The 25,192-nt window shown below is 29.4% G+C and carries 25 protein-coding genes and 1 riboswitch; of the genes, 10 read left to right on the forward strand and 15 right to left on the reverse strand.

Going from position 1 to position 25,192, the window contains the following annotated elements; genetic code table 11:
• Positions 1 to 3 precede the first annotated feature (3 nt).
• The 3 genes from FQB35_RS08420 (at position 4) to FQB35_RS08430 (ending at position 3,343) form a co-directional block, all read left to right on the forward strand.
• A complete protein-coding gene (locus FQB35_RS08420) occupies positions 4 to 879 on the forward strand; it encodes a response regulator (protein WP_148809554.1) in 876 nt (291 codons plus the stop codon).
• 153 nt (positions 880 to 1,032) lie between these two features.
• Positions 1,033 to 2,232: a sodium/glutamate symporter gene (gltS, locus tag FQB35_RS08425; protein ID WP_148809555.1), complete on the forward strand. Its 1,200-nt coding sequence runs from the start codon at positions 1,033 to 1,035 to the stop codon at positions 2,230 to 2,232.
• A 151-nt stretch (positions 2,233 to 2,383) separates the two neighbouring features.
• Positions 2,384 to 3,343, forward strand: coding sequence for a hypothetical protein (locus tag FQB35_RS08430; protein WP_148809556.1), 960 nt, complete (start codon positions 2,384 to 2,386; stop codon positions 3,341 to 3,343).
• Positions 3,344 to 3,524: 181 nt separating this feature from the next.
• Here the strand turns inward: FQB35_RS08430 and nadE are convergent, their stop codons facing one another.
• Both nadE and cysK read right to left on the reverse strand, forming a co-directional pair.
• A complete protein-coding gene (gene nadE / locus FQB35_RS08435; protein ID WP_148809557.1) occupies positions 3,525 to 4,280 on the reverse strand; it encodes an NAD(+) synthase in 756 nt (251 codons plus the stop codon).
• A gap of 97 nt (positions 4,281 to 4,377) precedes the next feature.
• Positions 4,378 to 5,301 carry a cysteine synthase A gene (gene cysK, locus FQB35_RS08440; protein WP_148809558.1) on the reverse strand — a complete coding sequence of 308 codons (924 nt, stop codon included), beginning with the start codon at positions 5,299 to 5,301 and terminating at the stop codon, positions 4,378 to 4,380.
• Positions 5,302 to 5,469: 168 nt separating this feature from the next.
• Here cysK and FQB35_RS08445 point away from each other — a divergent pair, with 168 nt between their 5' ends.
• Positions 5,470 to 5,832 (forward strand): sulfite exporter TauE/SafE family protein, encoded by a 363-nt coding sequence (locus FQB35_RS08445; protein WP_148809559.1) that lies wholly within the window; start codon positions 5,470 to 5,472, stop codon positions 5,830 to 5,832.
• Positions 5,832 to 6,194, forward strand: coding sequence for a TSUP family transporter (locus tag FQB35_RS08450; protein ID WP_148809560.1), 363 nt, complete (start codon positions 5,832 to 5,834; stop codon positions 6,192 to 6,194). Before FQB35_RS08445 ends, FQB35_RS08450 begins: the two co-directional genes overlap by 1 nt.
• A gap of 11 nt (positions 6,195 to 6,205) precedes the next feature.
• Here the strand turns inward: FQB35_RS08450 and FQB35_RS08455 are convergent, their stop codons facing one another.
• Positions 6,206 to 6,859 (reverse strand): YigZ family protein, encoded by a 654-nt coding sequence (locus tag FQB35_RS08455; RefSeq protein ID WP_148809561.1) that lies wholly within the window; start codon positions 6,857 to 6,859, stop codon positions 6,206 to 6,208.
• Between the two features lie 52 nt (positions 6,860 to 6,911).
• Positions 6,912 to 7,343, reverse strand: coding sequence for an NUDIX hydrolase (locus tag FQB35_RS08460; RefSeq protein ID WP_148809562.1), 432 nt, complete (start codon positions 7,341 to 7,343; stop codon positions 6,912 to 6,914).
• Positions 7,344 to 7,541: 198 nt separating this feature from the next.
• On the opposite strand from FQB35_RS08460, the gene FQB35_RS08465 reads away from it, so the two are divergent.
• The gene (locus FQB35_RS08465) at positions 7,542 to 8,006 is read left to right on the forward strand and encodes a DUF3189 family protein (protein WP_269902679.1); all 465 of its coding nucleotides are present in this window, start codon (positions 7,542 to 7,544) and stop codon (positions 8,004 to 8,006) included.
• Here FQB35_RS08465 and FQB35_RS08470 read toward each other — a convergent pair.
• The 11 genes from FQB35_RS08470 to FQB35_RS08520 all read right to left on the reverse strand — a co-directional run bounded on the left by FQB35_RS08470 (position 8,003) and on the right by FQB35_RS08520 (position 21,792).
• Complete coding sequence (locus FQB35_RS08470; protein WP_207707279.1) at positions 8,003 to 8,674, reverse strand: HEAT repeat domain-containing protein; 672 nt, start codon at positions 8,672 to 8,674, stop codon at positions 8,003 to 8,005. The two genes, FQB35_RS08465 and FQB35_RS08470, sit on opposite strands and share 4 nt — an antisense overlap.
• A gap of 4 nt (positions 8,675 to 8,678) precedes the next feature.
• Positions 8,679 to 9,986 carry a GTPase HflX gene (hflX, locus tag FQB35_RS08475; protein ID WP_148810804.1) on the reverse strand — a complete coding sequence of 436 codons (1,308 nt, stop codon included), beginning with the start codon at positions 9,984 to 9,986 and terminating at the stop codon, positions 8,679 to 8,681.
• Positions 9,987 to 10,104: 118 nt separating this feature from the next.
• The gene (locus tag FQB35_RS08480) at positions 10,105 to 11,457 is read right to left on the reverse strand and encodes a sodium-dependent transporter (protein ID WP_148809564.1); all 1,353 of its coding nucleotides are present in this window, start codon (positions 11,455 to 11,457) and stop codon (positions 10,105 to 10,107) included.
• A gap of 394 nt (positions 11,458 to 11,851) precedes the next feature.
• On the reverse strand, positions 11,852 to 12,538 hold the full coding sequence (gene yunB, locus FQB35_RS08485; protein ID WP_231701764.1) for a sporulation protein YunB: 687 nt from the start codon (positions 12,536 to 12,538) through the stop codon (positions 11,852 to 11,854).
• A 102-nt stretch (positions 12,539 to 12,640) separates the two neighbouring features.
• Complete coding sequence (gene pstB, locus FQB35_RS08490) at positions 12,641 to 13,390, reverse strand: phosphate ABC transporter ATP-binding protein PstB (protein ID WP_148809565.1); 750 nt, start codon at positions 13,388 to 13,390, stop codon at positions 12,641 to 12,643.
• Between the two features lie 83 nt (positions 13,391 to 13,473).
• Positions 13,474 to 14,226 carry a PstA family ABC transporter permease gene (locus tag FQB35_RS08495; protein ID WP_231701765.1) on the reverse strand — a complete coding sequence of 251 codons (753 nt, stop codon included), beginning with the start codon at positions 14,224 to 14,226 and terminating at the stop codon, positions 13,474 to 13,476.
• Positions 14,227 to 14,263: 37 nt separating this feature from the next.
• A complete protein-coding gene (gene pstC / locus FQB35_RS08500; protein WP_148809566.1) occupies positions 14,264 to 15,127 on the reverse strand; it encodes a phosphate ABC transporter permease subunit PstC in 864 nt (287 codons plus the stop codon).
• A gap of 69 nt (positions 15,128 to 15,196) precedes the next feature.
• Positions 15,197 to 16,105, reverse strand: coding sequence for a phosphate ABC transporter substrate-binding protein (locus FQB35_RS08505; RefSeq protein ID WP_148809567.1), 909 nt, complete (start codon positions 16,103 to 16,105; stop codon positions 15,197 to 15,199).
• Positions 16,106 to 16,356: 251 nt separating this feature from the next.
• A complete protein-coding gene (locus tag FQB35_RS08510; protein WP_148809568.1) occupies positions 16,357 to 18,429 on the reverse strand; it encodes an EAL domain-containing protein in 2,073 nt (690 codons plus the stop codon).
• Positions 18,430 to 18,659: 230 nt separating this feature from the next.
• The gene (locus tag FQB35_RS08515; RefSeq protein WP_148809569.1) at positions 18,660 to 20,066 is read right to left on the reverse strand and encodes an NAD(P)/FAD-dependent oxidoreductase; all 1,407 of its coding nucleotides are present in this window, start codon (positions 20,064 to 20,066) and stop codon (positions 18,660 to 18,662) included.
• A gap of 200 nt (positions 20,067 to 20,266) precedes the next feature.
• Positions 20,267 to 20,370, reverse strand: a riboswitch (purine riboswitch).
• Positions 20,371 to 20,517: 147 nt separating this feature from the next.
• Positions 20,518 to 21,792, reverse strand: a complete 1,275-nt coding sequence (locus FQB35_RS08520; protein WP_148809570.1) for an ArsB/NhaD family transporter — start codon at positions 21,790 to 21,792, stop codon at positions 20,518 to 20,520.
• Positions 21,793 to 22,061: 269 nt separating this feature from the next.
• Here FQB35_RS08520 and FQB35_RS08525 point away from each other — a divergent pair, with 269 nt between their 5' ends.
• From FQB35_RS08525 to FQB35_RS08540, 4 genes are all read left to right on the forward strand, one after another.
• Positions 22,062 to 22,541, forward strand: coding sequence for a hypothetical protein (locus FQB35_RS08525; protein WP_148809571.1), 480 nt, complete (start codon positions 22,062 to 22,064; stop codon positions 22,539 to 22,541).
• A gap of 47 nt (positions 22,542 to 22,588) precedes the next feature.
• Positions 22,589 to 22,846, forward strand: a complete 258-nt coding sequence (locus tag FQB35_RS08530; protein ID WP_148809572.1) for a hypothetical protein — start codon at positions 22,589 to 22,591, stop codon at positions 22,844 to 22,846.
• A 160-nt stretch (positions 22,847 to 23,006) separates the two neighbouring features.
• Positions 23,007 to 23,426, forward strand: a complete 420-nt coding sequence (locus FQB35_RS08535) for a 4Fe-4S binding protein (protein WP_148809573.1) — start codon at positions 23,007 to 23,009, stop codon at positions 23,424 to 23,426.
• A complete protein-coding gene (locus FQB35_RS08540; protein WP_231701766.1) occupies positions 23,413 to 25,167 on the forward strand; it encodes an aldehyde ferredoxin oxidoreductase N-terminal domain-containing protein in 1,755 nt (584 codons plus the stop codon). The genes FQB35_RS08535 and FQB35_RS08540 overlap by 14 nt, the downstream gene beginning before the upstream one ends.
• Positions 25,168 to 25,192: the final 25 nt, after the last annotated feature.

The raw sequence follows: 25,192 nt of genomic DNA on the forward strand, positions 1-25,192 counted from the left end.
TTTATGGCAAATACTTTTTTAATTATTGATGACGATATTAACATTAGAAAAATGTTAAAACATTTAATTATAAAGAATAACCTCGGTAAAGTTTTAGAAGAATTAGATAGCGGAGAACACGCTACAGAAGAAATTATTTTCTACAATCCGGATATCGTTCTTATTGACTTTTTACTGCCTATAAAAGATGGCATTGAAATTATTACGTCTACAAGATCCCTTGGTTATAAAGGAAAATTCATCATGATTTCTCAAGTAGAAGATGAACATATGATTGCTAAAGCTTATGAAAACGGAATTGTTTTTTTTATTGATAAACCTATTAATATGATTGAAGCATTAAATGTTATTAAAGGAGTATGTCACAATATAGATCTTGAAAAATCAGTTAATCTTATTAAAAATGCTGTATTTAATATTGAAAAATCACAAAATGTTACATCTTCACCAAGTATATATGATCAAATCATTAACATTCTTACAGATATTGGTATTTTAGGAGAATCTGGCAGTAAAGATTTAGTGAATGTTATTGAAAAAGTCATATCTTTTAAGAAAAATAATTTCTCCTCATCATACCAATTACAAGATATTTATCGACAAATTGCTTATGAAGAAAATTGCACAAAAAATACTCACATAAATGCAAGGACAATTGAACAAAGAATCAGAAGAACCATTCTTAAAGCATTAGAAAATATTGCTGCATTGGGTAATGATGATGATTATAATAGTAAATTTATTGAATACAGTACAAGATTATTTGACTTAAAGCAAGTAAAACAAGAAATAAAACATATTAATAATCCTAGAGAAGATAGGGGCAAAATCAATATAAAAAAATTTATCGAGGGAATTATTTCTAAACTGAATTTTTAGAATAATGAAGTGTATTTTGCATCATTTATAAAGAGAATGAATTGTAAAAATTTTAATTGTAACATCTAGTTGTAATTCGTCGATTTTTGTAGCATACCTATTATAATATATTTGTAAACGCTTTCATGAAAATATTTTATAGGAGGTATTATTATGGTATTACAACTAGACATGATTCAATCAGTAGCACTTGCAGTTGTCGTTTTATTACTAGGACAATTTATAAGAAAAAAAGCTAGCTTTTTAGAAAGGTTCTGTATTCCAGCACCTGTTATAGGTGGATTAATTTTCGCAATACTAGCTTTAATATTAAAACAGACTGGGATAATAGAATTTCAAATGGATACAACCCTTCAAAAAGTTTTAATGACTGCATTTTTTACGACAGTTGGTTTTACTGCCAGCCTTAAATTATTAAAAAAAGGTGGCGTTCAAGTTTTCTTATTTTTAATTATCGCAGTAGTTCTTGTATCTCTTCAAAATATTGTTGGTGTCAGCCTTGCAAAGGTTTTCCACTTAAATTCTCTTTTAGGTCTTTCAACAGGTTCTGTTCCTATGACTGGTGGTCATGGAACAAGCGGAGCATTTGCACCTTTATTTGAGAAAGCAGGTGCAGTTGGTGCTACAACTGTAGCGATGGCTTCTGCAACATTTGGTTTAATTACAGGTAGTATGTTAGGTGGTCCAATCGCAAAAAGATTAATTGAAAAACACAATCTTTTAGATAAAAATATGAAAAAATCAGAAGCAACACAAGAAGCTGCAGTAACAACAGAAGCAACAAAAGAGTTAATTCCAGGTAACTTCTCATTAGCTGCATTCCAAATTATTATTGCTATGGGATTAGGTACAATTATTTCTACCTTACTTCAAAAAACAGGTATGACATTCCCTCCTTACATAGGAGCTATGTTTGCAGCAGCTATTATGAGAAATATATCTGATATTACAAATGCATATAAAACACCAAGTGTTGAAATTGATTTGTTAGGAAATATTTCATTATCTCTTTTCTTGTCAATGGCATTAATGGGATTAAAACTATGGCAACTTGCAGATTTAGCAGTTCCAATGATTGTTATGTTAATTGCACAAACAGTGCTTATGGCAGCATTTGCATATTTCGTAACATTTAATGTAATGGGAAGAGACTATCAAGCAGCAGTTTTAGCTGGTGGACACTGTGGTTTTGGTATGGGTGCTACACCAAATGCAATTGCAAATATGGAAGCTATTTCAAGTAATTTTGGTCCAGCACCAGCTGCATTCTTCATCATCCCATTAGTAGGAAGCTTGTTTATAGACTTCTTCAATGCCGGTATAATTACTGCTTTCATGAATATATTCCACTAAAACAAACGATGGACTAAGCTCCATCGTTTATTTTTTATTTCAAAATTTTTTTGTAATGAACGTTCTTTTTATTTTTCATTTTTTGGTTCTTTCTATTGCAATACAGTATGGTTTAAATATACTATGGAAATACTATTTTAGAGGTGATAATATGAAAACCATTAAAAAACATATCCTGTTTTTGATAATTCTTTGTATCGTTTTTTCCACTGCATCATGTACAAAAAAAAGCCAGAAACCTAAAACAAAATCAGAAGATGAACCAAAACCTTTACCTAAAGTAATCGAAGAAATAGAAAAAGATACATTAAAAATTATGAATCAAGCAGACATGGTACCATATTTCCAAAGAGTAATTGTGGAGAAAAAGAAAATAGAAGAAAAAGAAAAAATGGAAAAAATGCAAATGGAAATGGCTAAAAAAAATAAAGATGAAGACAAGAAAGATCAAGCATCTGGTGAGCAAGAGAAAGAAAAACCTAAACCTATGACCATTGAAGAAAGTATACTTACAGATTTACTCAAACAAGAAAAAACTGCTTCTGATAAAGATCAAACAAAACCTCCAAAGGATATTACAGAAACATGGAAAAATATAAACACAACTATCATAGGCATTCATAATAAATGGAACGTTTTAGAACCTCAGTTAACAGAAGAGAACGTTCCACCAGATATTATTTCAGGTTTTGAAGAAACATTAGATGCATTGACAAAATATGGAATTGATAAAAATTATTTTAGCACTATCAATACTGCCAATAATCTTACATCATATTTTCCAAAGTTTATGCCTTATTTTAAAAAAGAAATTCCTCCAACAGTATATACATTAAAATATCTTACAAGAAATGTAGTGCTAAATGCTGCTATGAATGATTATGATTCTGCACAAAAAAGTTTAAATAAAATCAAAGAACAAGGTCAAAGCATTAAGTCCGACCTCATAGAAAAAAAAGCAAAACCTACAGCAGATAAATTTGATGCATCCGTAATCAACTTACAAAAGTCTATTGACAAAAAAGACCTTAACCTCATTAGAATTAATGCTAGTATTGTTATGAAAAACATCATACTCATGATGGATGACTTATCTAAATCTATGCAGTAAAAAAGCATCATATGCAATTATGATGCTTTTTTACATAAAAAAACAGGAACGACAGAGAAAGGTCTTTAAGATTCTTGTCGTTTAAAAAATCGGACTAAATCCTTTTACTTCGCTTTCCCTATCGTCCTGTACAATAATATTATTTACCGAAAAAATAATATTATTCATTAGATATCTTTTCTTAAAAAACTGAAGGGGCTTCAGGCATTCTTCTCTTATGCTCTGAACGCTTATGTAACCTTTCAATAATTTCTTTATCTCTTTGCGGAATATCTTTTCCTTCAAGTAAATCATCCACCATATCATAAGTTGTACCCATTTCCTTCTCATCTGTCTGCCCTTCCCAAAGCCCTGCTGATGGAGGTCTATCTATAACACTTTGAGGAACACCAAGATACCTTGCCCATTCATATACTTCTCTCTTTCTTAAATTTGCAATAGGTAAAATGTCTACCCCGCCATCTCCATACTTTGTAAAATATCCTGTATATACTTCAGCTGCATTATCTGTTCCTACAACAAGATAATTAAGGGAATTTGCAACACAATAAATTGTACTCATTCGTAATCTTGCTCTTAAATTTGCATCACTTAATCTTAAATTGTTACTCTCATTTATCATATCTTTATCTTTCATCGCATTTAAAACATCACTATATAATCTATCATGCACTTCACTCAATTCAATTTCAATATGTTTTATTCCACAACCTTTTGCAACCTTAAGAGCATCTTCTCTATCCTTTGGATTACTTTTACAAGGAAGAATAACTCCTATAGAATTATCTGGAAATGCTTTCTTTATTAAATAAGAAACAAGTGCAGAATCTATTCCTCCAGATATTCCTACTACTAATCCTTTTGTATTAGATTCTTCTACCTTTTCTCTTAACCAATTTACAGTTAAATCAATTTTTTCTTTTATACTTCTGTTCATATAACTCTTTCCTTTCTTTTATTGTTGGATATTATTATACCACAAAAAGTTTTTATATATAAAGGCATAGTTTTTACACTATGCCTTAAAATAAATACTATTCAAAATCAAACAATGGTGTACTTAAATATCTTTCCCCATAACTTGGCACAATCACAACGATTTTCTTCCCTTTACCAAGCTCTTTTGCCTTTTTTATTGCTCCATAAATAGCAGCTCCTGAAGATATTCCTACCAATATACCTTCTTCAACTGCAATTTTTCTTGCTGTTTCCATTGCATCCTCGTCTTCTATTTTTATGATTTCATCAATAATTTTTGTATTGAGAATATTCGGAATAAAGCCTGCTCCAATTCCTTGAATTTTGTGTGGTCCAGATTTTTCTCCAGAAAGCACAGCAGAATTTTTTGGTTCAATCGCTACAACTTTTACATCCTTAATTTGTTTTTTTATCATTTCACCAATTCCTGTAATCGTTCCCCCTGTACCTACTCCAGCTATTAACATATCAAATTGATTATCCATTTGCTCAAGTATCTCTAGTGCCGTCGTATTTTTATGTGCTTCTGGATTTGCTCGGTTTTCAAATTGTTGTGGCATAAAATAAGACGGATTATTTCTTACAATTTCATTAGCCTTTTCAATAGCTCCTTTCATGCCTATAGCACCATCAGTAAGTACTATCTCTGCCCCAAAAGCTTTTAATAATTTTCTTCTTTCAATACTCATAGTATCCGGCATAACCAAAATAACTTTATACCCTTTAGCAGCTCCAATCATTGCAAGACCTATTCCAGTATTTCCACTTGTTGGTTCTACAATGACAGAGCCTTTTTTTAATTTTCCTTCCTTCTCAGCTGTTTCAATCATGTTTAAAGCAATTCGATCTTTTACACTGCTTCCAGGATTAAAAAATTCTAATTTAAGGTATACTTCTGCATCTTCTTTTCCAACTAATTTATTTAACTTTACCATAGGTGTATTTCCTATTAATTCTACAATACTATTCGCTATTTTCATAGTACCCCTCCAATTCATACTTTTTCTATCGGAATTTATGTATTTATTTTATAATATATTATAAAATCCGTCAATAGACTTATAAATTATTTTCTATGGATCACACTATATATTAAAGGTAACAATTTATTTATTCCTATTACAAATAATTATTATTCAGGTGAAATAATGAAAAAAAAAATGTTTACTTTAAAATTTATATTATTAGGTTTTATTGCAGGCTTGATTAATGGTTTATTAGGATCTGGTGGAGGAACTATTTTAGTCCCAGGAATGTTTTTTTTGCTAGATATAGAAGAACACAAAGCACATGCTACTGCTATATCTGTAATACTACCACTTGCCCTTGTTAGTGCCTTTATATATATAAAGCATGGTGTTATTGTTTGGAATATAACATTTAAAATTATGATTGGTGGCATACTAGGAGGATATATTGGAGCAAACCTTTTATCAAAAATACCAGGAAATTTACTTAGAAAAATTTTCGCTATTTTTATGATCATTGCTGCTATAAGGATGGTGTTCTAATGAATTTAGTACTTATTGGTTTGTTATCAGGAATAATTGGGGGAATGGGGATTGGCGGAGGAACCATTCTAATCCCTGCACTTATCCTATTTACATCCCTTACACAGCAACAAGCTCAAGGTGTAAACTTATTATCTTTTGTACCAGTTGCTTTTATTGCACTCATTACTCATCTAAAAAATAAAAATGTTAAAACATCTATTTCTCTACCTTTAATAGGTTTAGGCCTTTTAGGTTCTATTTTAGGTTCATTCCTTGCTGTAAATATCTCATCTGATATACTTAGAAAGTTTTTTGGTATCTTCCTCTTTTTTATGGGACTTTATGAATTTTTCTATAAAGATAAAAGACGTACCAAATAGTACGACTTTTATTACAATGATTCTTTCATGATAACACCATCTAATTCATTAAGATATAATGTATCTTCAACAGATATTTCAGCCTTTGCACTTGTTAAGTTATTAATTAATTTAATAAAATTATCACTACGATCTACTGGAGAATAAATATACATATTTACAGCATCATCAAACACTGTATCCTTTAATAAATAGCCTGCACTTAATATTTCATTTTGAACTTTTCCAAGTATAGAATAATCTATTCTTATTTTTATTAAATCATGCAATACTTTCTCAATAATTTTTCCTTCCTTTAATGCAAGTTTTGCTGTTTGAGTATAAGCACGAACAAGTCCTCCTGTACCTAATTTTATTCCACCAAAATATCTTGTAACAACAATAGCAACATTTTTAATTGCTTCTTTTTTTAACATATCTAGTATAGGTACTCCAGCTGTTCCAGCTGGTTCTCCATCATCACTATATCTTTGTATTTCATTATTTTTTCCAATTATATAAACTGGAACATTATGTGTTGCTGTTTTATGAATCAATTTTATTTCTTCAATAAATTTAGTCGCCTCTTCCTCATTTTCTACAGGCTTTACATATCCAATAAACCTTGATTTCTCAATAACATGTTCTACTTCAGCATATTCTAGAATTGTTCTATATCTTTTCATACCCTTACCTCCCTCAAGCAATAGAAGAGTAGTTAAAACTACTCTTCTATTATTATACCATTATTTCCTGGGAAGCTACTTCTTTATATTTTCTATATGCAAGATTGACCAAAGATCGATCTTGATTATGTGTAATCATATCTAAAGCTTCACTGATATGATAAAAACCTATATCTTTATATTCTAGCTCATCATTCAATTTACATTTCTCATCTAATGCTCTCATTAAATACCATATTATTTCATTACAAACTGGCTTTTGTCTTGATATAGAAAAAAATTCGTAACAAGTTTCTCCAACAGAAGAGACAATTTCAGCTTCAATACCCGCTTCTTCTTTTACACGGTTTAAAGCAACATCTCTTGAGAGATTCCCATTACGAATTACACCCTTTGGTAATACCCATTCATCTTTTTCATTTTTCAAAAGTAGCACCTTCTCATCGAAAAATACAACGCCACCAGCACAATTTCTAAAAAGCATGGGGCATTCCTCCCTTCGTATTGTATATTATTATAATATACCAAACATCTTTATTTTTCAATAATATTTCGAATTTTTAAAATTTTTATTTTTAGTTTTTTATAAATAGTTATTATTTCTTTTTACTCATAAGAAGAATACTACTTTATATAATAATTGAAATATTTTTCACACATACTAATTAAAACAGCTTTGGAGGTGATTTTTCTGCATATAATATATCATTGTGTAGGAGGCTGTCATTCATCTTGTACGGCTGCTGCAATTCATCTAAACATGTTACCAATGAACCATACTCCAAGTAAATATGATTTATTAAATATACCTTTTTTTGACTCTTTAGAAAAAACAGATATGGGAAAAATTATTTATAGAGGTACAGATGAATTTGGTAATAAGATATATACACTTGGTAGACAGTTTGTACCTCATATTATTATCCCATCTATAAAAGATATGTGGCAGGTATTAGAACAAAGAGAAGAAGATCTTCTAATAGTCAATACGCTTCACTGTGTAAATTTTCTTATGAGAATTGGAGGGTTATCATCTAGAAGATTAAAATGGATTCAATTTGGAAGACCTATTGTTGCACATGGTACTATATTAGCATATAAAAATATTGTAAAATTAGTTGAGGAGACAAAGAAAATTCTTAATTAAGAATTTTCAAGTCTCCTCTCAATATTACAAATAGCTTCTTGAAATGCCCTTTTCACATATTCTTTTTCTTTTGGATTACAAATAAGACTTTTAATCTTTTTAATCGATTTTTTGTTTCCTAATTTCCCCAACGCTTTTGCAGCATATTGTCTTACCTGTGGTTTTGAATCTAATAAAGCCCTATGTAGATATTCTATGCTATCTGCATCACCTATTTTATTTATTGCTGAACACACCATTCTCCTAACATTTCCATGGGGATGTTGAATATCTTGATAAATAATAGGAATAAGTTTTTGTATCCCTAACTCACCTATAATCCAAATAACAATCATTTTATCATCAGGATTATTAATATAATTGTAGCGTTTATATATCTCTCTTACCAAGATTTTTTTATCTTTCATTTTTATACTAGAGAGCATTTCATATCTTTTAGATTTTGTAGCTTCTAACATTTTGTCTAAAATCGATTTTTCTTCTGTACTGACAGAAAAAATCTCTGACTTTGCTAAGATTAATTGCTTCTTTACTTTCTCAACAGTCATATTTCTAATACTAGCAATAAGGTCAATCCCTTTTCCTTCTTTATACAAAAGATAAGTTATCATATAATCTTTTTTTATATTTATGTCATCCCATGATAAACTTAATCTCTTTTGTTGCATGTTCTTACTCCATTTCATTTAAAATCATATAATTTTTATATTTATTATAATCTGCTAAAGCTAGATATGTTTCAATCAAAACACCATTTTCTTTATAAACACACTTATCCATTTTTGTCTTATCGCATAAGTATGATACAATATCCCCTCGATCATAGGGTAAAAGAAGTATTGCCTTTTTCATATCAGCAAATATTTTTTCTTTTATTTTACATAACAACCTATCTATACCAATTTCTTCTAATGCTGAAATATGAATAATATCTTCTCCAGAAGGAATGTGTATATTCTCGATCTTATCTATTTTATTAAATACTAGAATCATCCTTTTATCTTTTACATTTAATTCCCCTAATACTTTATTTGTAACTTTCATCTGCATCTCATAATCTTGATTTGTAGCATCTACAACATGAAGAAGCAAATCAGCATACTCAACTTCCTCAAGAGTAGCTTTAAAAGCCTCCACCAATGCATGTGGTAGCTTACTAACAAATCCTACTGTATCAATTAAAATAAATTCTTCTTTACTTGGGAGTGCAATTTTTCTATGGGCAGTATCTAATGTAGCAAACAACATATCTTCTACATATACTTCTTTATCTTCTTGTAAAGATCCTGTCTTTGATATAAGTTTATTCATTAATGTAGATTTACCAGCATTCGTATAACCTACTAACGCTACAACTGGAATTTCATTTTTCTTTCTCTGTTTTCTCTGAATCTCTCGATTTTTTTTGATTTCCTTTAATTGACACTTTATATCCGTAATTCTATTTAAAATATGTCTTCGATCAAGCTCTAATTTTTTTTCTCCTGGTCCTCTAGTTCCGATTCCTGCACCTGTTCTAGATAAAGATTTCCCTAGTCCAACCAGTCTTGGTAATCTATACTGAAGCTGAGCTAATTCAACCTGCAATTTCCCTTCCTTTGATTGTGCTCTTTGTGCAAAAATATCTAGAATCAATGTAGTTCTATCAATGATAGTTCTTTCTATTGATTCTTCTAAATTTCTAATTTGAGCTCCAGAAAGCTCATCATTAAATATCACCAAATTAGCATCTAATTCATCACAAAGAATTTTAATTTCTTCAACCTTACCTTTCCCTATATAAAAGGCTGAATCAATTTTTTGCTTGTTCTGTATAATTGTGTTTATAACTTTTGCTCCTGCAGCTTTTGCTAACTCCTCTAGCTCTTTTAAAGAATTTTCAATTGTAGTAATCTCATTTTTACTACCTGTACTTAATCCAACCAATATAGCTCTTTGTTCTACAAATTCAATAATTTCATTATTTTCATTAAATTGCATATTATCACCAACCTTAACGAATACTATCATGTTTATTATACGCTAAAATAAATAAAATTCACTATTAAATTTATACTTTTTTACAATAAAAAAGATCGGTTTTAAACCGATCTTTTTCTTACAATAATGAACGTATAAACACTAAAAGAATAGCTACTGGACCAACATACTTCACAAGAAATGCCCAAGCTCCAGATAACTTGAACTCTAAATTCCCATCATTTGTAGCTTCCTTAATCGCATTATCTGTACCCCAAATCCATCCTACAAAAATACATAATAGTAATCCTCCTAATGGAAGTAAGATATTACTTGATACAAAATCAAAAGTATCAAAGAATCCTTTTCCAGGAAGTAAAGTTATATCTGACCAAGGACCTAATGATAATGAACATGGAATACCAATTAAGAATATTACTACTCCTAGCACAATTGTAGTAACCTTACGATTCATTTTCCATTCATCTACTACATATGCAACACATACTTCAAGTAGTGAAATAGAAGAAGATAAAGCTGCAAATAAAACTAATACAAAGAACATTACAGCAAAAAGTGAACCTAAAGGCATCTGTGCAAATACTGCAGGAAATGTAATAAATATAAGTCCAGGTCCTGCTGATGGCTCAAAACCAAAAGCAAAAACTGCTGGTAATACTGCAAGTCCTGCAAGCAAAGCAACTCCAGTATCAATAAGCGGAATAATTGTAGCACTTTGTGGTATATTAGTATCTTTACTTAAATAACTACCATAAGTAATCATACATCCCATACCTAAACTTAGTGAGAAGAATACTTGTCCTAACGCATCAAGTATAACACCTATCGTTATTTTTGAAAAATCAGGAACTAAAAGATACTTAATTCCTTCAACAGCACCTGGTAGTGTCATTGAACGAATAGCAAGTATAATAATCATAATAAAAAGTGCTGGCATCATAATCTTACTTGATTTTTCAATTCCTCCACCAATTCCACCAAATACAATTAATAATGTAGCTAACATAAATAGTCCATGATAAAATATTGGAACAGTTGTCCCAGATATTAATTCTCCAAACATACCACCTAAAACCTCAGCATCTGATACATTTAAAGCACCTGTTAGTGACTTAACAATATAGTTGATTACCCATCCACCAACAACACTATAGAATGAAAGAATCAAAAATCCAGCTAAAACTCCAAGTCCACCAACCCATGCCCAATTTTTACGTATTTTTCTATAAGCACCTATTGCATTTAATTGAGTATGTCTACCTAAAACAATTTCAGCTAACATTAATGTAAAACCAACAAGGAATAAAATTATAAAATATACCAATACAAAAGCGCCTCCACCGTTTTTACCGGCCATATAAGGGAACTTCCATAAGTTTCCTAGTCCTACCGCTGAACCTGCTGCTGCTAATATAAAACCTATTTTAGACCCCCACTGTTCTCTGTCTTGATTTTGATTAATATTCGCCATACTCTTCCTCCTTTAAGTAATTTTAAAATTGCTTATTTTATTTTATTTCCACCCCCCATTATCTTTATCATATGGAAAATTTAAAAAATTAAACATAAAAAAAATATTATATCATCGACATATTTCGACTTGTTTTTTTATTATAGTATACACGACGAAATTTTTCAATATGCAATTATATATTTTATATTGAAAAAATATATAATTATCTGATTTTTAAGAGCAAGAACTTTTTATAGAGATGATTTTTGTCGAATTTTATATTAATGATATTTTAGCATACACAAACTGTAATGTAAACACTTTTCTTTTAATTCGAAATATTTGGAATTTTATTTTGTCGGTAAAATAACCACCTATTATAGTATCATTCTATAATAGGTGGCATTTTAATTTATTGTGATATATCATTAGGAACAACATTCAAAACCTCATCCTTAGGCACAAAAATATAGTTTTGTGGCACTTTACCAACGATAATTGTTTCTGCAATAGGTACAGCTGTTTCAACCATTGTCGCCTTAGAAGAAAAAGGAACTATAATTCTTACTTGTGTTTTAACAACTAGATATATTTTATGTCTTGTTTGATTTATCCCTGATTCCTCAAATTCTGTTTTAAAATTCACACTCACCATTCCAATAGGGGTAACATTAATTTGAATTTTAGGACCATATTTTGCTAAAAGTTGACTCTTAAATACAGTTCCTAATGGAACCCTTACAGATGAAGCCTTTATTTGTTTAATGTTATCTTGAACAGATAATGCAACCTCTGATGCTAATTTGTTCATCATCATTGTATTTGCTTGCATCATCGTAACACTGCCTTCATTATCTGTTCTTATAAAAATTAAATCTTGATATTTTATATCTTGTGAAACTGTTGCATTTACAGATTCGTTAATAGCTCGAGTAGCAATTTCTCTTGCTTTAACCTCAGCTATCGCTATAAATGCAGGCTTTATTTTCTGATCAACTAGTAAGAATCCATAAATAAGTACTAAAAAAGTGATTAATATACTAATAAATGCTTTTAAGCTACTTTTCATTTTTCTATGGTGATATCTCCTATAACGCAAAAAAACACCCCCTTCTTATATTAATATGTTTCATAGGGGTAATTTAGTGATTGCATTTTTACTTTTTCTTTACCTATCATACCAAAATAACGCTGTTTGTTTCTATCCAAAACTTCCATCTATATACTGCTTAGTTCTTATGTCTTTAGGACTCTCAAACAATTCTTCCGTCTTTCCATATTCTACGATTTCTCCATTTAACATAAAAGCTGTATAATCAGCAATTCTCTTTGCCTGAGAAAGATTATGGGTAACAATGATAATAGTATATATATCAGAAAGCTTCATCAGCATTTCTTCAATATTTGCAGTATTTTTTATATCCAAAGCTGAACAAGGTTCATCTAATAATAATATTTCTGGTTCAACAGTCAATGCTCTAGCAATACAAAGACGTTGTTGCTGTCCTCCCGAAAGTTTTGTTGCTTTCATCTTTAAATCATGTTTTACCTCTTCATAAAGACCAGCAATCTTTAATTTTTCTTCTACAATAAGTTTTAATTGTTTTTTATCCTTTATTCCATAATAAACAGGAGCATAAGTCATATTTTCATATATTGACAATGGAAAAGGAGTAGGACTTTGGAATACCATTCCTATTTTTTCACGTACTTGTTCCTTATCCATGTCCCTTATATTTTTCCCATTTAATAGTATTGCACCATGAATTGTTGAATTTTTTTCCTCTTCTATCATTCTATTTAGGCTTTTAATAAAAGTAGACTTTCCACATCCAGAAGGACCTATAATTGCTGTAATCTTTTTTTCTTCAATTTTCATATTTATATTTTTAATAATTTTCTTATTATCAAAATCCACAGATAAATTTTTGATCTTAAGAATAGCACCCATTCTATATCCCCTTCCTAAAAAACCCTACTAACATACTAAAACTATTCAAAATTAAGAGAAATAATAATAATATAGAAGCTGTTTTATATGCATTTTCTATCGATATCCCTTCTCCTATTAATATATATAAGTGATATGGCAAAAGCCATTGCAGGAGAAAGTAAACTATTAGGGACAGGTGCATAAACAACACCTCCTGTAAACATTATAGGAGCTGTTGCACCCATAGCAAAACCTCCTGCTAAAGCTATAGAAGATAGAATCTCACTAAAACACATGGGTATTATAACTTTAAAAAAAGTATATGATTTTGAAATACCTAAAGCATAAGAAGCATATACTAAATCTTTATTGATTTCCTCTAGTATTTTTTCCACTCTTACTTCTATAAATGGAAAAATCATGATACCTAAAACAATCCCACCAGATAATAACGATATTCCTAAATTTAAATGAACAACTAAGAAAGTATATCCAAATAACCCCAAAACAATTGATGGAATACCTGCTGTAGATTGAATGACAATATGAATAATTCCATATATTTTTTTATTGCTACAATAAAAATTAAGATATAAAGCTGTCGCTATAGCAATCATACTAGCAAAAAAACAAGCAATTACTGTAAAGTAAATACTTCCTATAATAGCAGGAAATATTCCTCCCTCTGTTCCAATAGGAAACCCCTTTGGCATATAAAATAAAAACTTATAATTTAATCCATGTATACCCTTATAAAAAATATAGATATTAATGTATAAAACTAAAACTATAAGTATTATTCCGCTTATTATACTCCATAGTTTTATTCCTATATGTCTTTTATTTTTTTTCATACTATTGTTCACTTCCTTAACTACATATAAACATAAATCATAAATCTATATTCTTTATTATATAGTGAAAAATCATGTTTATAAAAAAAAGAATCATCATCAATACAAAGCCTGCAGCAAATAAAGCATGATAATGAAGACTATCTACCTCAGCTCCCCCCATCTCCAATGCAATAAGAGCTGATATAGTTTGGGCTTTTCCAAAAAGCTTTGGTAAAACTGGACTATTTCCTATAACCATCATGACAGCCATAGTCTCTCCCATTGCCCTTCCTAAAGCTAAAATACTTCCAGCAAAAATACTTTTTTTAGATGCAGGTAAAATCAGATAACGAATCATATGCCATTTAGATACACCCAAGCCTTCTGACATAATTTTATATTGCTTGCTAATTCTGATCATTGATTCATCACATGTAGAAATAATATAAGGAAGAATCATAATAGAAAGTAATATTCCTCCTGCTAAGACAGATTCTCCAGATGAAAAATCAAAATTAACTTCAAAGAATTTTACAAGTACCAATAATCCAATCAATCCATAAATAACAGATGGAATGCCTGCTAATATATCAATAGCAGGCTTTAATATTTTTCTTATTTTTTCACTTAAAACGCTAGATAAGAATATTGCAGATCCTACACCAATAGGAAGAGCTATTATAATCGCTAATAAAGATACATAAATACTTGCTAAAATCATTGGAAATATCGATATACTTTGGGGTTCCCCTAAAGGATTCCATTCCATTTTAAATAAAAAATCTAATAACGAAACTTTCTTAAAAACAGGTATACTTTCTTTTATAATAAATATAATAATAAAGCTAAGCATAATGATAGAAAAGAAAGTAAGTAATTTTATAATAATAGCAAATATTTTTTCAAATTTCCTATGCATATATTCACATCCTCAAAAATCATAAAAATGAATAAATAAAATTCAGAAGGAAATCCTTCTGAATTTTATTTATTTTGCAGGAACAAATCCCATTTTCTCAACTATTTTCATACCTTCCTCTGATAGAAGAAAATCTATAAAAGCTTTTTCTTGTGGTAATAGCTCTCCTTTTTTTATTACTAAAAGAGGTCTAGAAATTTTGTAATCACCACTTATAATATTTTCCTTTGTTGGAGATACTCCATCTACATCTAATGGAATAATTTTTCCAGTATTTTGATTTACCATTCCATAAGATGCATATCCAATTGCGTTTTTATTTTCCATGATTTTTGTAACTAATGCACCCATTGAAGGAGCTTGGATAGCATCTTCTCTAACTTTTTTATCACCCATAACCTTCTTTTGGAATACTTTATGAGCACCTCCACCTAAGTCTCTTGTGACAATAACAATTTCTTCATGTGCCAAACTACTATCTAATTCATCCCAATATTTATATTCTCCAGAAAAAATCTTTTGAATTTCTTCTGTGGATAAGCTCTTTTTCACTTCATATACTTTATTTTCTGGATTTACAGATATAGTTAAGGCATCTAACCCTATTTTAAATTCTTTATATCCCTCTATTTTCCCTTTTTCTTCATCAGAAACAGATCTTGAAACCATTCCAAAATCACTACTTCCATCTATAACCGCCTTTACTCCTGCTGAAGAACCTCCTGCTGAAACAAATATATCTAAGCTTTTATTTGGAAAATCTTTATCTACTTTATCCCAAGTTTTATATTTTTCAATAAAATTAGTAGAAATCTTTGCAATTACAGGAGCCAGCGTAGAAGATCCTTTAAATAATATTTGTGACTTAAATTCATTATTTGAAGCCTCTTCATTACTATTTACTTTGCTACCACATCCAGTAAGTACAAGACTCAAAAGTAAAGCTATAATAGTAATAATACTTAGTAATTTTTTCATTTATACAACCCCTTTTCCATAGTTTATAATTTCCCTTACTACAGTATAGCATACTAAAATTACTCCTATCATTTATTCTATCTATACGAAAAAAAATATTATTAATTTTATCTATAGTTCTTATTTTATACATTAAAAAATACTCTTTATTTTTTAATTCCAAAATGTGTTTCAACCATTATTAGAAAAATTTCCCCAGCATATTTAATATACTGGGGAATTTATTGATTATCTTTATTAAAATACCTCAATCAACTTTCTTTTAGTTTATTATAATAAAATTTTTCAAAATCTTCATTAGACATAGGCTTGCCAAAAAAATATCCTTGCATTTCATCACAATCATTTTGTTTTAAGAACTCAACCTGTTCTTTCGTTTCTACACCTTCAGCAACAACTCCTAATTCAAGACTTTTTCCTAAAGCTAACACTGTTGAAGCAATGATTGAATTCCCTTTTTTTCCATCGATCTTACTTACAAAAGACTTATCAATTTTTAGTTTGTTTATCGCAAAGCTATTTAATTGACTCAAAGAAGAGTATCCAGTGCCAAAGTCATCTATAGAAAACTTGACTCCCATATCTTTTAGTTCGTTAATCATCTTAAGGGTATGCTCTATATTCTTCATAGCTATACTTTCTGTAATTTCTAACTCTAAATATTTCGGCTCTAATCCTGTTTCCTCTAATATTTTTGAGACCATTTTAGTTAAATCTTGTAATTCAAATTGACGTGCTGAAAGATTAACTGCTACAGTTAAGGGAGGTAATCCGGCATTTTGTAAGGCTTTATTTTGAGCACAAGCAGTACGCAATACCCATTCACCTATAGGTACAATCAATCCTGTTTCTTCAGCTAAGGGAATAAATTTTTGTGGAGGCACCAATCCCCATTTAGGATGCTGCCAACGTATCAAAGCTTCCATTCCAATTATTTTTTCAGTTTTCGTATTTACTTTTGGTTGATAATAAACTACAAATTCTTTATATTCTAAAGCACGACGCAAACTATTTTCTAGTGCTAATCGTTCAAGAGCTTTATCATTTAAAGATGATGTATATAACTGAAAATTATTTTTCCCTTTTTCTTTTGCTCTATACATAGCAACGTCAGCATTTGTCAATAAAGTTTCATCATCTTCACCATCATCAGGATAAATAGCAACACCAATACTAATAGTAATATAAAGCTCATGATTGTCAATTATTAAGGGCTGTCTAATTCCTTCAAGAATTTTATTAGCAATTTTAGCAACCTTTTCCTCATGCTTTATTCCTTGTAATAAAATTACAAACTCATCCCCGCCTAGGCGAGCAACCGTATCATCTTCACCTATACAACTTTTTAATCTTCCAGCTATTTCTTTTAATAATTTATCTCCTGTATCATGACCAAGCGTATCATTAATGAGCTTAAACCTGTCTAAATCAAGATACATTACAGCTAGCTTCTGATTCGTATGTTTCGCATGAGAAATCTCAAAAGTTATACGTTCTTTTAACAAAAGTCGATTTGGTAGATCTGTTAACGAGTCGTAAAAAGCTTGATATTTAATCATTTCTTCATACTGTTTTCGTTCTGTAATGTCTCTAAGCATCAAAGTAAAAAAACACTTTTCTTCTACATAAAACTTGCTTATTGTAAGGTCAATAGGTAATGTAGAATGATCCTTTCGATGCCCAATTATTTCCTTGTTCATATCCATTAATTTAGCATTGTTATTAAAGTTATCACAATAATTAAAGTTTGGAATAAGCACACAAATGTTTTTTCCTATTATTTCACTAGACAAATATCCAAAAATTTGTTCAGTTGCAGGATTTATATATTTTATAATCCCATCAATATCTATAGTAATAATTCCTTCGTTTGCATGATCTATTATGGAACGGGCAAATGCTTCACTTTGATTTAGTGTTATCTCCATATGTCTTGCATGTAATAAACGTTTTAAACGCTGGCGTAAAACAGCCCAATTAATAGGTTTACTAATATAATCAGTTGCTCCAGCCTCAAAGGCTAAATTTACAGAATTTTCATCTTCCAAAGAGGTAATCATAATCACAGGAGTATTCTTTCCATCAGGTAATTTCTGTAATTGTGCACAAGCATTAACACCATCGATTCCTGGCATTACAAAATCCATCAAAACAATATCTGGTTTTATTTCTTTAAAAATATAAAGTGCCTCTATTCCATTTTTAGCTTCAATAACATCATAACCTTCATTTTTCAAAAATTGCCGAAAGGTAGCACGCATTAATTTTGAGTCATCTACCACTAGAATTACAGATTTTCTTTTTTCAAATATTTTTTCAATCATAATTTTTTCTTTCGATTATCTCCCTTCTGCTTTTCTATATGCATAGTAAAATCGTTTTATTTGCTTCCTTATTTTTATAACAATTTATTATTATAACATTATATAATAAATCTTTATAGTTTTGTGTCAATTTATGTAGAATTTTCATTTATATAGTAGCTCTAACTTCTTTATAAAAATAGCACCCAATCTTGGATGCTATTTTTATAGTAAAATTTAAATATTTTATTCTATTTTTCTTCAGCAATCATTTGCCCCATCAATACACCCATAACAGATGCCATCATTAAACCTCTTGTCCAACCACTTGAATCTCCTAAACAATGTAGTCGTTTTATATTTGTTTCAAAATTTTGATCTAAATTTATTTTATTGCTATAAAACTTTATTTCTGGACCATATAATAATGTTTCTCTACTTGCAAAACCAGGCACCACTGTATTCATTGCCTTAATAAAGTTTAAAATATTCATCATAGGTCTATAAGGAATAGCAGATGTTACATCTCCAGCTATAGCATCAGGCAGTGTAGGTTTTACATTTGACTGGTCTAATTCATGCTGCCAAGTTCTCTTTCCATCTAATATATCTCCATATCTTTGTACCAATATTTTACCATTTCCTAGCATATTTACTAATTCTGCTACTTTCTTCCCGTATTGGATCGGTTGATTAAATGGTTGTGAAAAATTATGTGAGCTTAATATAGCCAAATTTGTATTCTCAGATTTTTTATCTTTATACGAATGTCCATTCACTATTGCTAAATCATTATCGTAATTTTCTTGACTAACAAAGCCTCCTGGATTTTGACAAAAAGTCCTAACTTTATTCCTAAATGGCTCTGGATATCCTATAAGCTTTGATTCATAAAGCACATTATTAACTTTTTCCATAATTTCATTCCTTACTTCAACACGTACACCAATATCCACAGTTCCAGCACTATGATTGATTCCATGTTTTACACACATATCCTTCAGCCAATCTGCCCCTTTTCTACCTGTGGCAATAATGATTTTATTTCCATATAGTATTTCTTCATTTTCTTTAGTTTGTGAGTTCGCTATTTTTACTCCCTTCGCTACTCCTTCTTCAATAACAATATCTTTTACAACTGTATTAAATTTTATTTCTACACCTGACTTTATAAGATAATTTTGTATTTTAAAATATATTTCCTGTGCTTTTTCTGTTCCTAGATGCCTAATAGGACAGTCAACTAATTTAAGCCCTGCTTCTATAGCTTTTCTTCTAATCTCTTTAATAGCATCATTGTTTTCTAACCCTTCTACTTTTGGATCTGCTCCAAATTCTAGATAAATCTTATCCGTATAATTAATCAAATCCTGTGCTTTACTGCTTCCAATTAAACTTGGCAACTCTCCTCCCACCTCATAGCTTAAAGACAATTTTCCATCTGAAAAAGCGCCTGCACCTGAAAAGCCTGTTGTAATATGACAATATGGTTTACATGAAACACATACCTCTGTTTCTTCTTTAGGACAATGTCTTTTCTCTATACTTCTTCCTTTTTCAATAATTAAGACTTTTTTACTAGATTTTTGCCTAATAAGTTCTAATGCCGTAAAAATTCCTGATGGACCAGCGCCTACCACTATTACATCATACTTCAAAATAATCATCTCCCTAAAAAAATCATTAATTATTCTTCCCTCATACAATTTTTATTATTTTAACATCTAAAAAACTTGATTTTATTCGTTTATTACCGAATATTATCTATAATAAATCGAATTATCTTTAGTTTATCAGCTTTTACATAACCTATTGTAAAGAGGGAAAATTAAGATTAAAATCATAAAGATTACCTTGAAAATAAGCACATAACACTTATAGTCTACAACTATTTACGGTAGTTCGGTAGAAACATCCAGCCCCTATTGCTAGATTTATACAAGTGAACAATAATCGTTTATTTATATCAATAGTTCGTCTTTCAATGAAATTATAACGTATGTTATAAAAACTTTCAACACTTTTTACATTAATCAATAAAACTATATTTTATACTAATCTTATATAAATACAGAATGGAAATCTCTAAAATAGAGATTTCCATTTCGTCTATAAATAAAAAACAATTAAATAAATCGATGATAATATAATTGAAACTATCATAAGTGGAAAACCAACCTTCATATATTCAGCAAAAGATAATTTATTACATCGTCTTTCTAATATACCTGCAACTATAACATTAGCAGAAGCTCCAACTAAAGTTCCATTTCCTCCAAGACAAGCACCTAAAGCTAATGCCCACCATAATGGAACTAAATTGACATCTGAAATTACTTCTAAATTTTTAATTAAGGGAATCATAGTAGCAACAAACGGTATATTATCCAGAAAAGAAGATGCTATTGCAGATAACCACAATATTAACATTGTTGTAACGAATGTATTTCCTTTTGTTAATTTAATTAATTTTGTTGCCATAAATTTTATGACTCCAACTTCTTCTAAAGCTCCAACCAAAATAAATAATGCAGCAAAGAAAAATATAGTTGGCCACTCTACTTCTAATAATATTTCTTCTGGCTCAATATTACTTATTAGTAGCAAAATTGCTGCACCAAACATAGCAATTGTAGCAGATTCAAAACCTAAAATTTGATGTACAGTAAAACCAATCATTGTTAAAATCAAAACACTTATACTTTTTATTAATAAAACTTTGTCTTTTATAGCTTTTTCTTCACTTAAAGATGCTATTTTTCTTTTATTCTCTTCATTAACTTTCAAACTATTTCTAAATATAAGCTTTAACAAAAATAATGTGATGATAAATATTACTAAAACAACAGGGAAAAGGTTCACAATAAAGTCTATAAAACCCAAGTTAGTTGCTCCACCAATCATTATATTAGGTGGATCTCCTATAAGTGTAGTAGTTCCACCAATATTAGCAGCTAATATTTCCGGAATTAAAAACGGAATTGGATTTACATTTAATGTATCTGTTATTACTAATGTTACTGGAGCAATAAGTAAAATAGTAGTCACATTATCTAATAAGGCTGAAGAAAGAGCTGTAATAACTGAAAACAAAAGAATAATTCTCCATGGATCTCCATTTGATTTTTTTGCTGTTCTAATAGCTAAATATTGAAATATCCCTGTTCTTTTTAAAATATTAACGATTATCATCATACCGATCAATAACCCTAAAGTATTAAAATCAATCACTTCAAAAGCAAAATCTTGAGAGATAACTTTGAAAATTAACATAAGCACAGCTCCTAAGAGAGCAACCGCAGTTCTGTTAATTTTTTCTGATACTATAGCTCCATAAGTTAATGTAAATATTATGAGTGCAATAGTTAAATGATTGTGTAACATAGTCTTCATCTCCTAAATAAAATAATCTAATATTTCTATTTTACTACATAAGAAAACATATTCAAAACTTATAATATTGCATTTATTTTGATTTATCTTCATTTTACATGAATTGATATAGATTTTATTATTCATTCTTAAAATTTTTCTTGTTTGTTTAATATTTCTGCAAATTGTAAATTTTTTGTTTTTATCAATCTTACCTATTACCAAATTTAAATATTTATGTTAGAATCTTATTAAAGCTAATTAAAAGTGAGGTGTTCGGTATGAGAAAGTATGTAAATGCTGAAGCAAGCCAACATGATATGAAACTCATACAATTAGGCGCAAAGGTTGAACAGGTTAATAGCAAAATGTGTTATGTAAAATTTAATGTTGGAGGAATCGAATTAGTATACGTATATAATATTAATAAAAAAGGTAAATATTTTTTAGAAAGAATCAAGCCTTATCCTTTACCACTAAGAGTATTTGAATGTGAATCAGATGTTGTTGAACTTATTAAAATAGATTTAGAACAATTTAAAAGCGCAGTCAATAGTCGAAATATTAATACATTTATTGAAATAAATAGTAAATTAAATAGGACTATAAAACAATTTGAAGATTTATTTCTATACTATAATATACCCAAAATTGAAATGGAAATTATCATGAAAAAAATAGATGAAATTCAAGACGAAATTCAAAAAGCAAAAAATATGAGTCAAAGGATTTATTTTTCTAAAGACCCTGAAAACCTATAATAAAACTATACAATTGATAATCTATTATAAGAAAGAAGGATGTTCCATTGAAAATAATTAACAAAGCAAGCATTTTAATAATATTGCTTACGCTGATAATTACTACTATATCTCTAATTAATAACAATTCTAGAAATATAACTTTTGAAAATAATATTTTATATGATGAAGCTAAATTCTATGGAATAGGTTTTAACTTTAATAATTTGAATCTACAAAATCGTAATAACAAATTTCATAATAACCTTGCTATAACCCAAGCTAAATTTTGGGGAATTCCAATGGATATTTTAAGAAATAACTAAACAATACTGAAATGTAAATAGATTCTCCTTTCTGGCAAGAATTAATAATATTCAAGCCAGAAAGGAGTTTTTTTTTGAAATAATTATTTACCTTATTAGGAAAGATATATTAAGGTATTATTTTTTCATAGAAACCTACATTTTTATATGAGGTGATAAAATGGCTAAAATTATAAAAGCAGATGGCATGAATAAATGTATAGGCTGTTATTCTTGTATGCTGAGTTGTTCTTGCATAAATTATAAGCATCATTCTTTAGAAAAAAGCGCTATCAAAATTAAAACAAGTGGAGGATTAAGTGGTAAATTTACAAGTACGGTTTGTGTAGCTTGCAAAGATGAAAGAGCTTGCCTAGAAAGCTGCCCATCAAAAGCTTTAGAAAAAAGAAGTGGTGGTGGAGTTATATTAAATGAAGAAGTGTGTATTGGATGTAAAAAATGCGTATCTGCGTGTATAGTCGGTGCTATTTCCTTTGATGAAGAATCTAAAAAACCTATTATTTGTAAGCATTGTGGTATTTGTACTAAATTTTGCCCTCATGCATGTTTAAGAATGGAGGAAGTAGATGATGATTTATAAAAATTATATAAGCGTTTTATATATTGATTTATCAAGTAAAAAAATAAGCGTAAAACACAGACAAGATCTATGTGAATATTTAGGTGGAGTAGGCGTTGCTTCAAAACTTTTAGAAGAAAATATAAAACCTCAGTTACATCCATTAGATGAAAATCAACCTATTATATTTGCTATTGGAGCAGCATCTTCAATATTTCCTGTTATTACAAAAACTGTTGCTATGTTTTATTCTCCTTTAACAATGGAACTTGGTGAAAGCTACGCAGGTGGAAGAATGGCTATGACTCTTCTTTTTGCAGGTTATGATGCAGTTGTTATTACTGGAAAAAGCAAAAAGCCAACTTATTTAACCATAAAAAGTAATAATATAGCTTTTAAAGATGCTAGAGCTTTATGGGGACTTTGTACAGATGAAACTGGAAGAATTATTAGAGAAAGAGAATCTGGAGAAGGAAAAAGAAGTATACTTCGAATTGGTCCTGCAGGTGAAAATCTTTCAAGCTTTGCAAATGTATGTGTAGATACATACAGACATTTTGGACGTCTTGGACTTGGAGCCCTATTTGGTAGTAAAAATCTAAAAGCTATCGTAACAATTGGTGATCAAAGTATTCAAATTGAAAACTTTAAAGAATACTTTAAAGTTTATAAAGAAATATATAAAAAAGTTACAGAAACAAAATTAATGAAAAAATATCATGATCTTGGCACTTCTGTAAATGTTTTACCTATGAACAAAATCGGTTCATTCCCTACAAGAAATTTAACAGAAAACCATTTTGAATATGCAGAAAATATATCTGGAGAAAAATTTGCCCAAAAAAATCTTATAAGAAAAATGGCTTGTACAAGCTGTCCAGTAGGTTGTATACATATAGGCCAGTTTAGAAGAGAATTCGATGAAGGTTATGAATTTGAATCGGTAAATGTTGCCTATGATTATGAATTGATATTTGCATTAGGTAGTTATTTAGGAATAAATACAACGGATGCTATTTTAGAACTTATAGAGAAAGTCGAACAAATGGGATTTGATGCTATTTCTACGGGTGTTGTATTAGGGTGGGCTACTGAAAGTTATAAAAAAGGACTTATTACCAATGACCATACTATAATTCCTCTTAAATATGGCCATGTAAAAAATTATATAAAAGCAGTTGAATATATGGCAGCAAATACGAATGAATTTTATAAAATTTTATCAAAAGGTTCTTATAAAGCTTCTCAAAAATATGGAGGAATGGATTTTGCTGTTCAATTTGCAGGGAATGAAACTCCTGGATATCATACAGGATATGGTTCTATCGTTGGACATACTGTTGGAGCTAGACATTCTCATTTATGTAACGCTGGTTATTCCATAGATCAATCAATGGAAGAATTTGATAAAGAAAAGCTTATTGAAATGATCTTTTATGAGGAAAGAGAAAGATGTATATTAAATTCCCTTATTATTTGCTTATTTGCAAGAAAAGTATATGATAAAAATACAATTCTTCTTGCATTAAATACTATTGGTTATAATTTAACTGAAAATGATCTAACTACTATCGCAGATAAAATTTATAAAACAAAATTAAAAATTAAGAAAATGCTTAAGTTTGATTTAAAAAATATAAAATTGCCAAAAAGAATTTTTCAAACCCCTTCTGCTAATGGAAAAATTGATGAAAATTTAGCTTACGAGCTTATAAATCTATATAATAAAAAGTTAGAAGCATATTTGAATACTGACCTCTAGAAATCTTTAATAAAATTCCCTTGTA

Source organism: Crassaminicella thermophila, from assembly GCF_008152325.1.
Classification (GTDB): domain Bacteria; phylum Bacillota; class Clostridia; order Peptostreptococcales; family Thermotaleaceae; genus Crassaminicella_A; species Crassaminicella_A thermophila.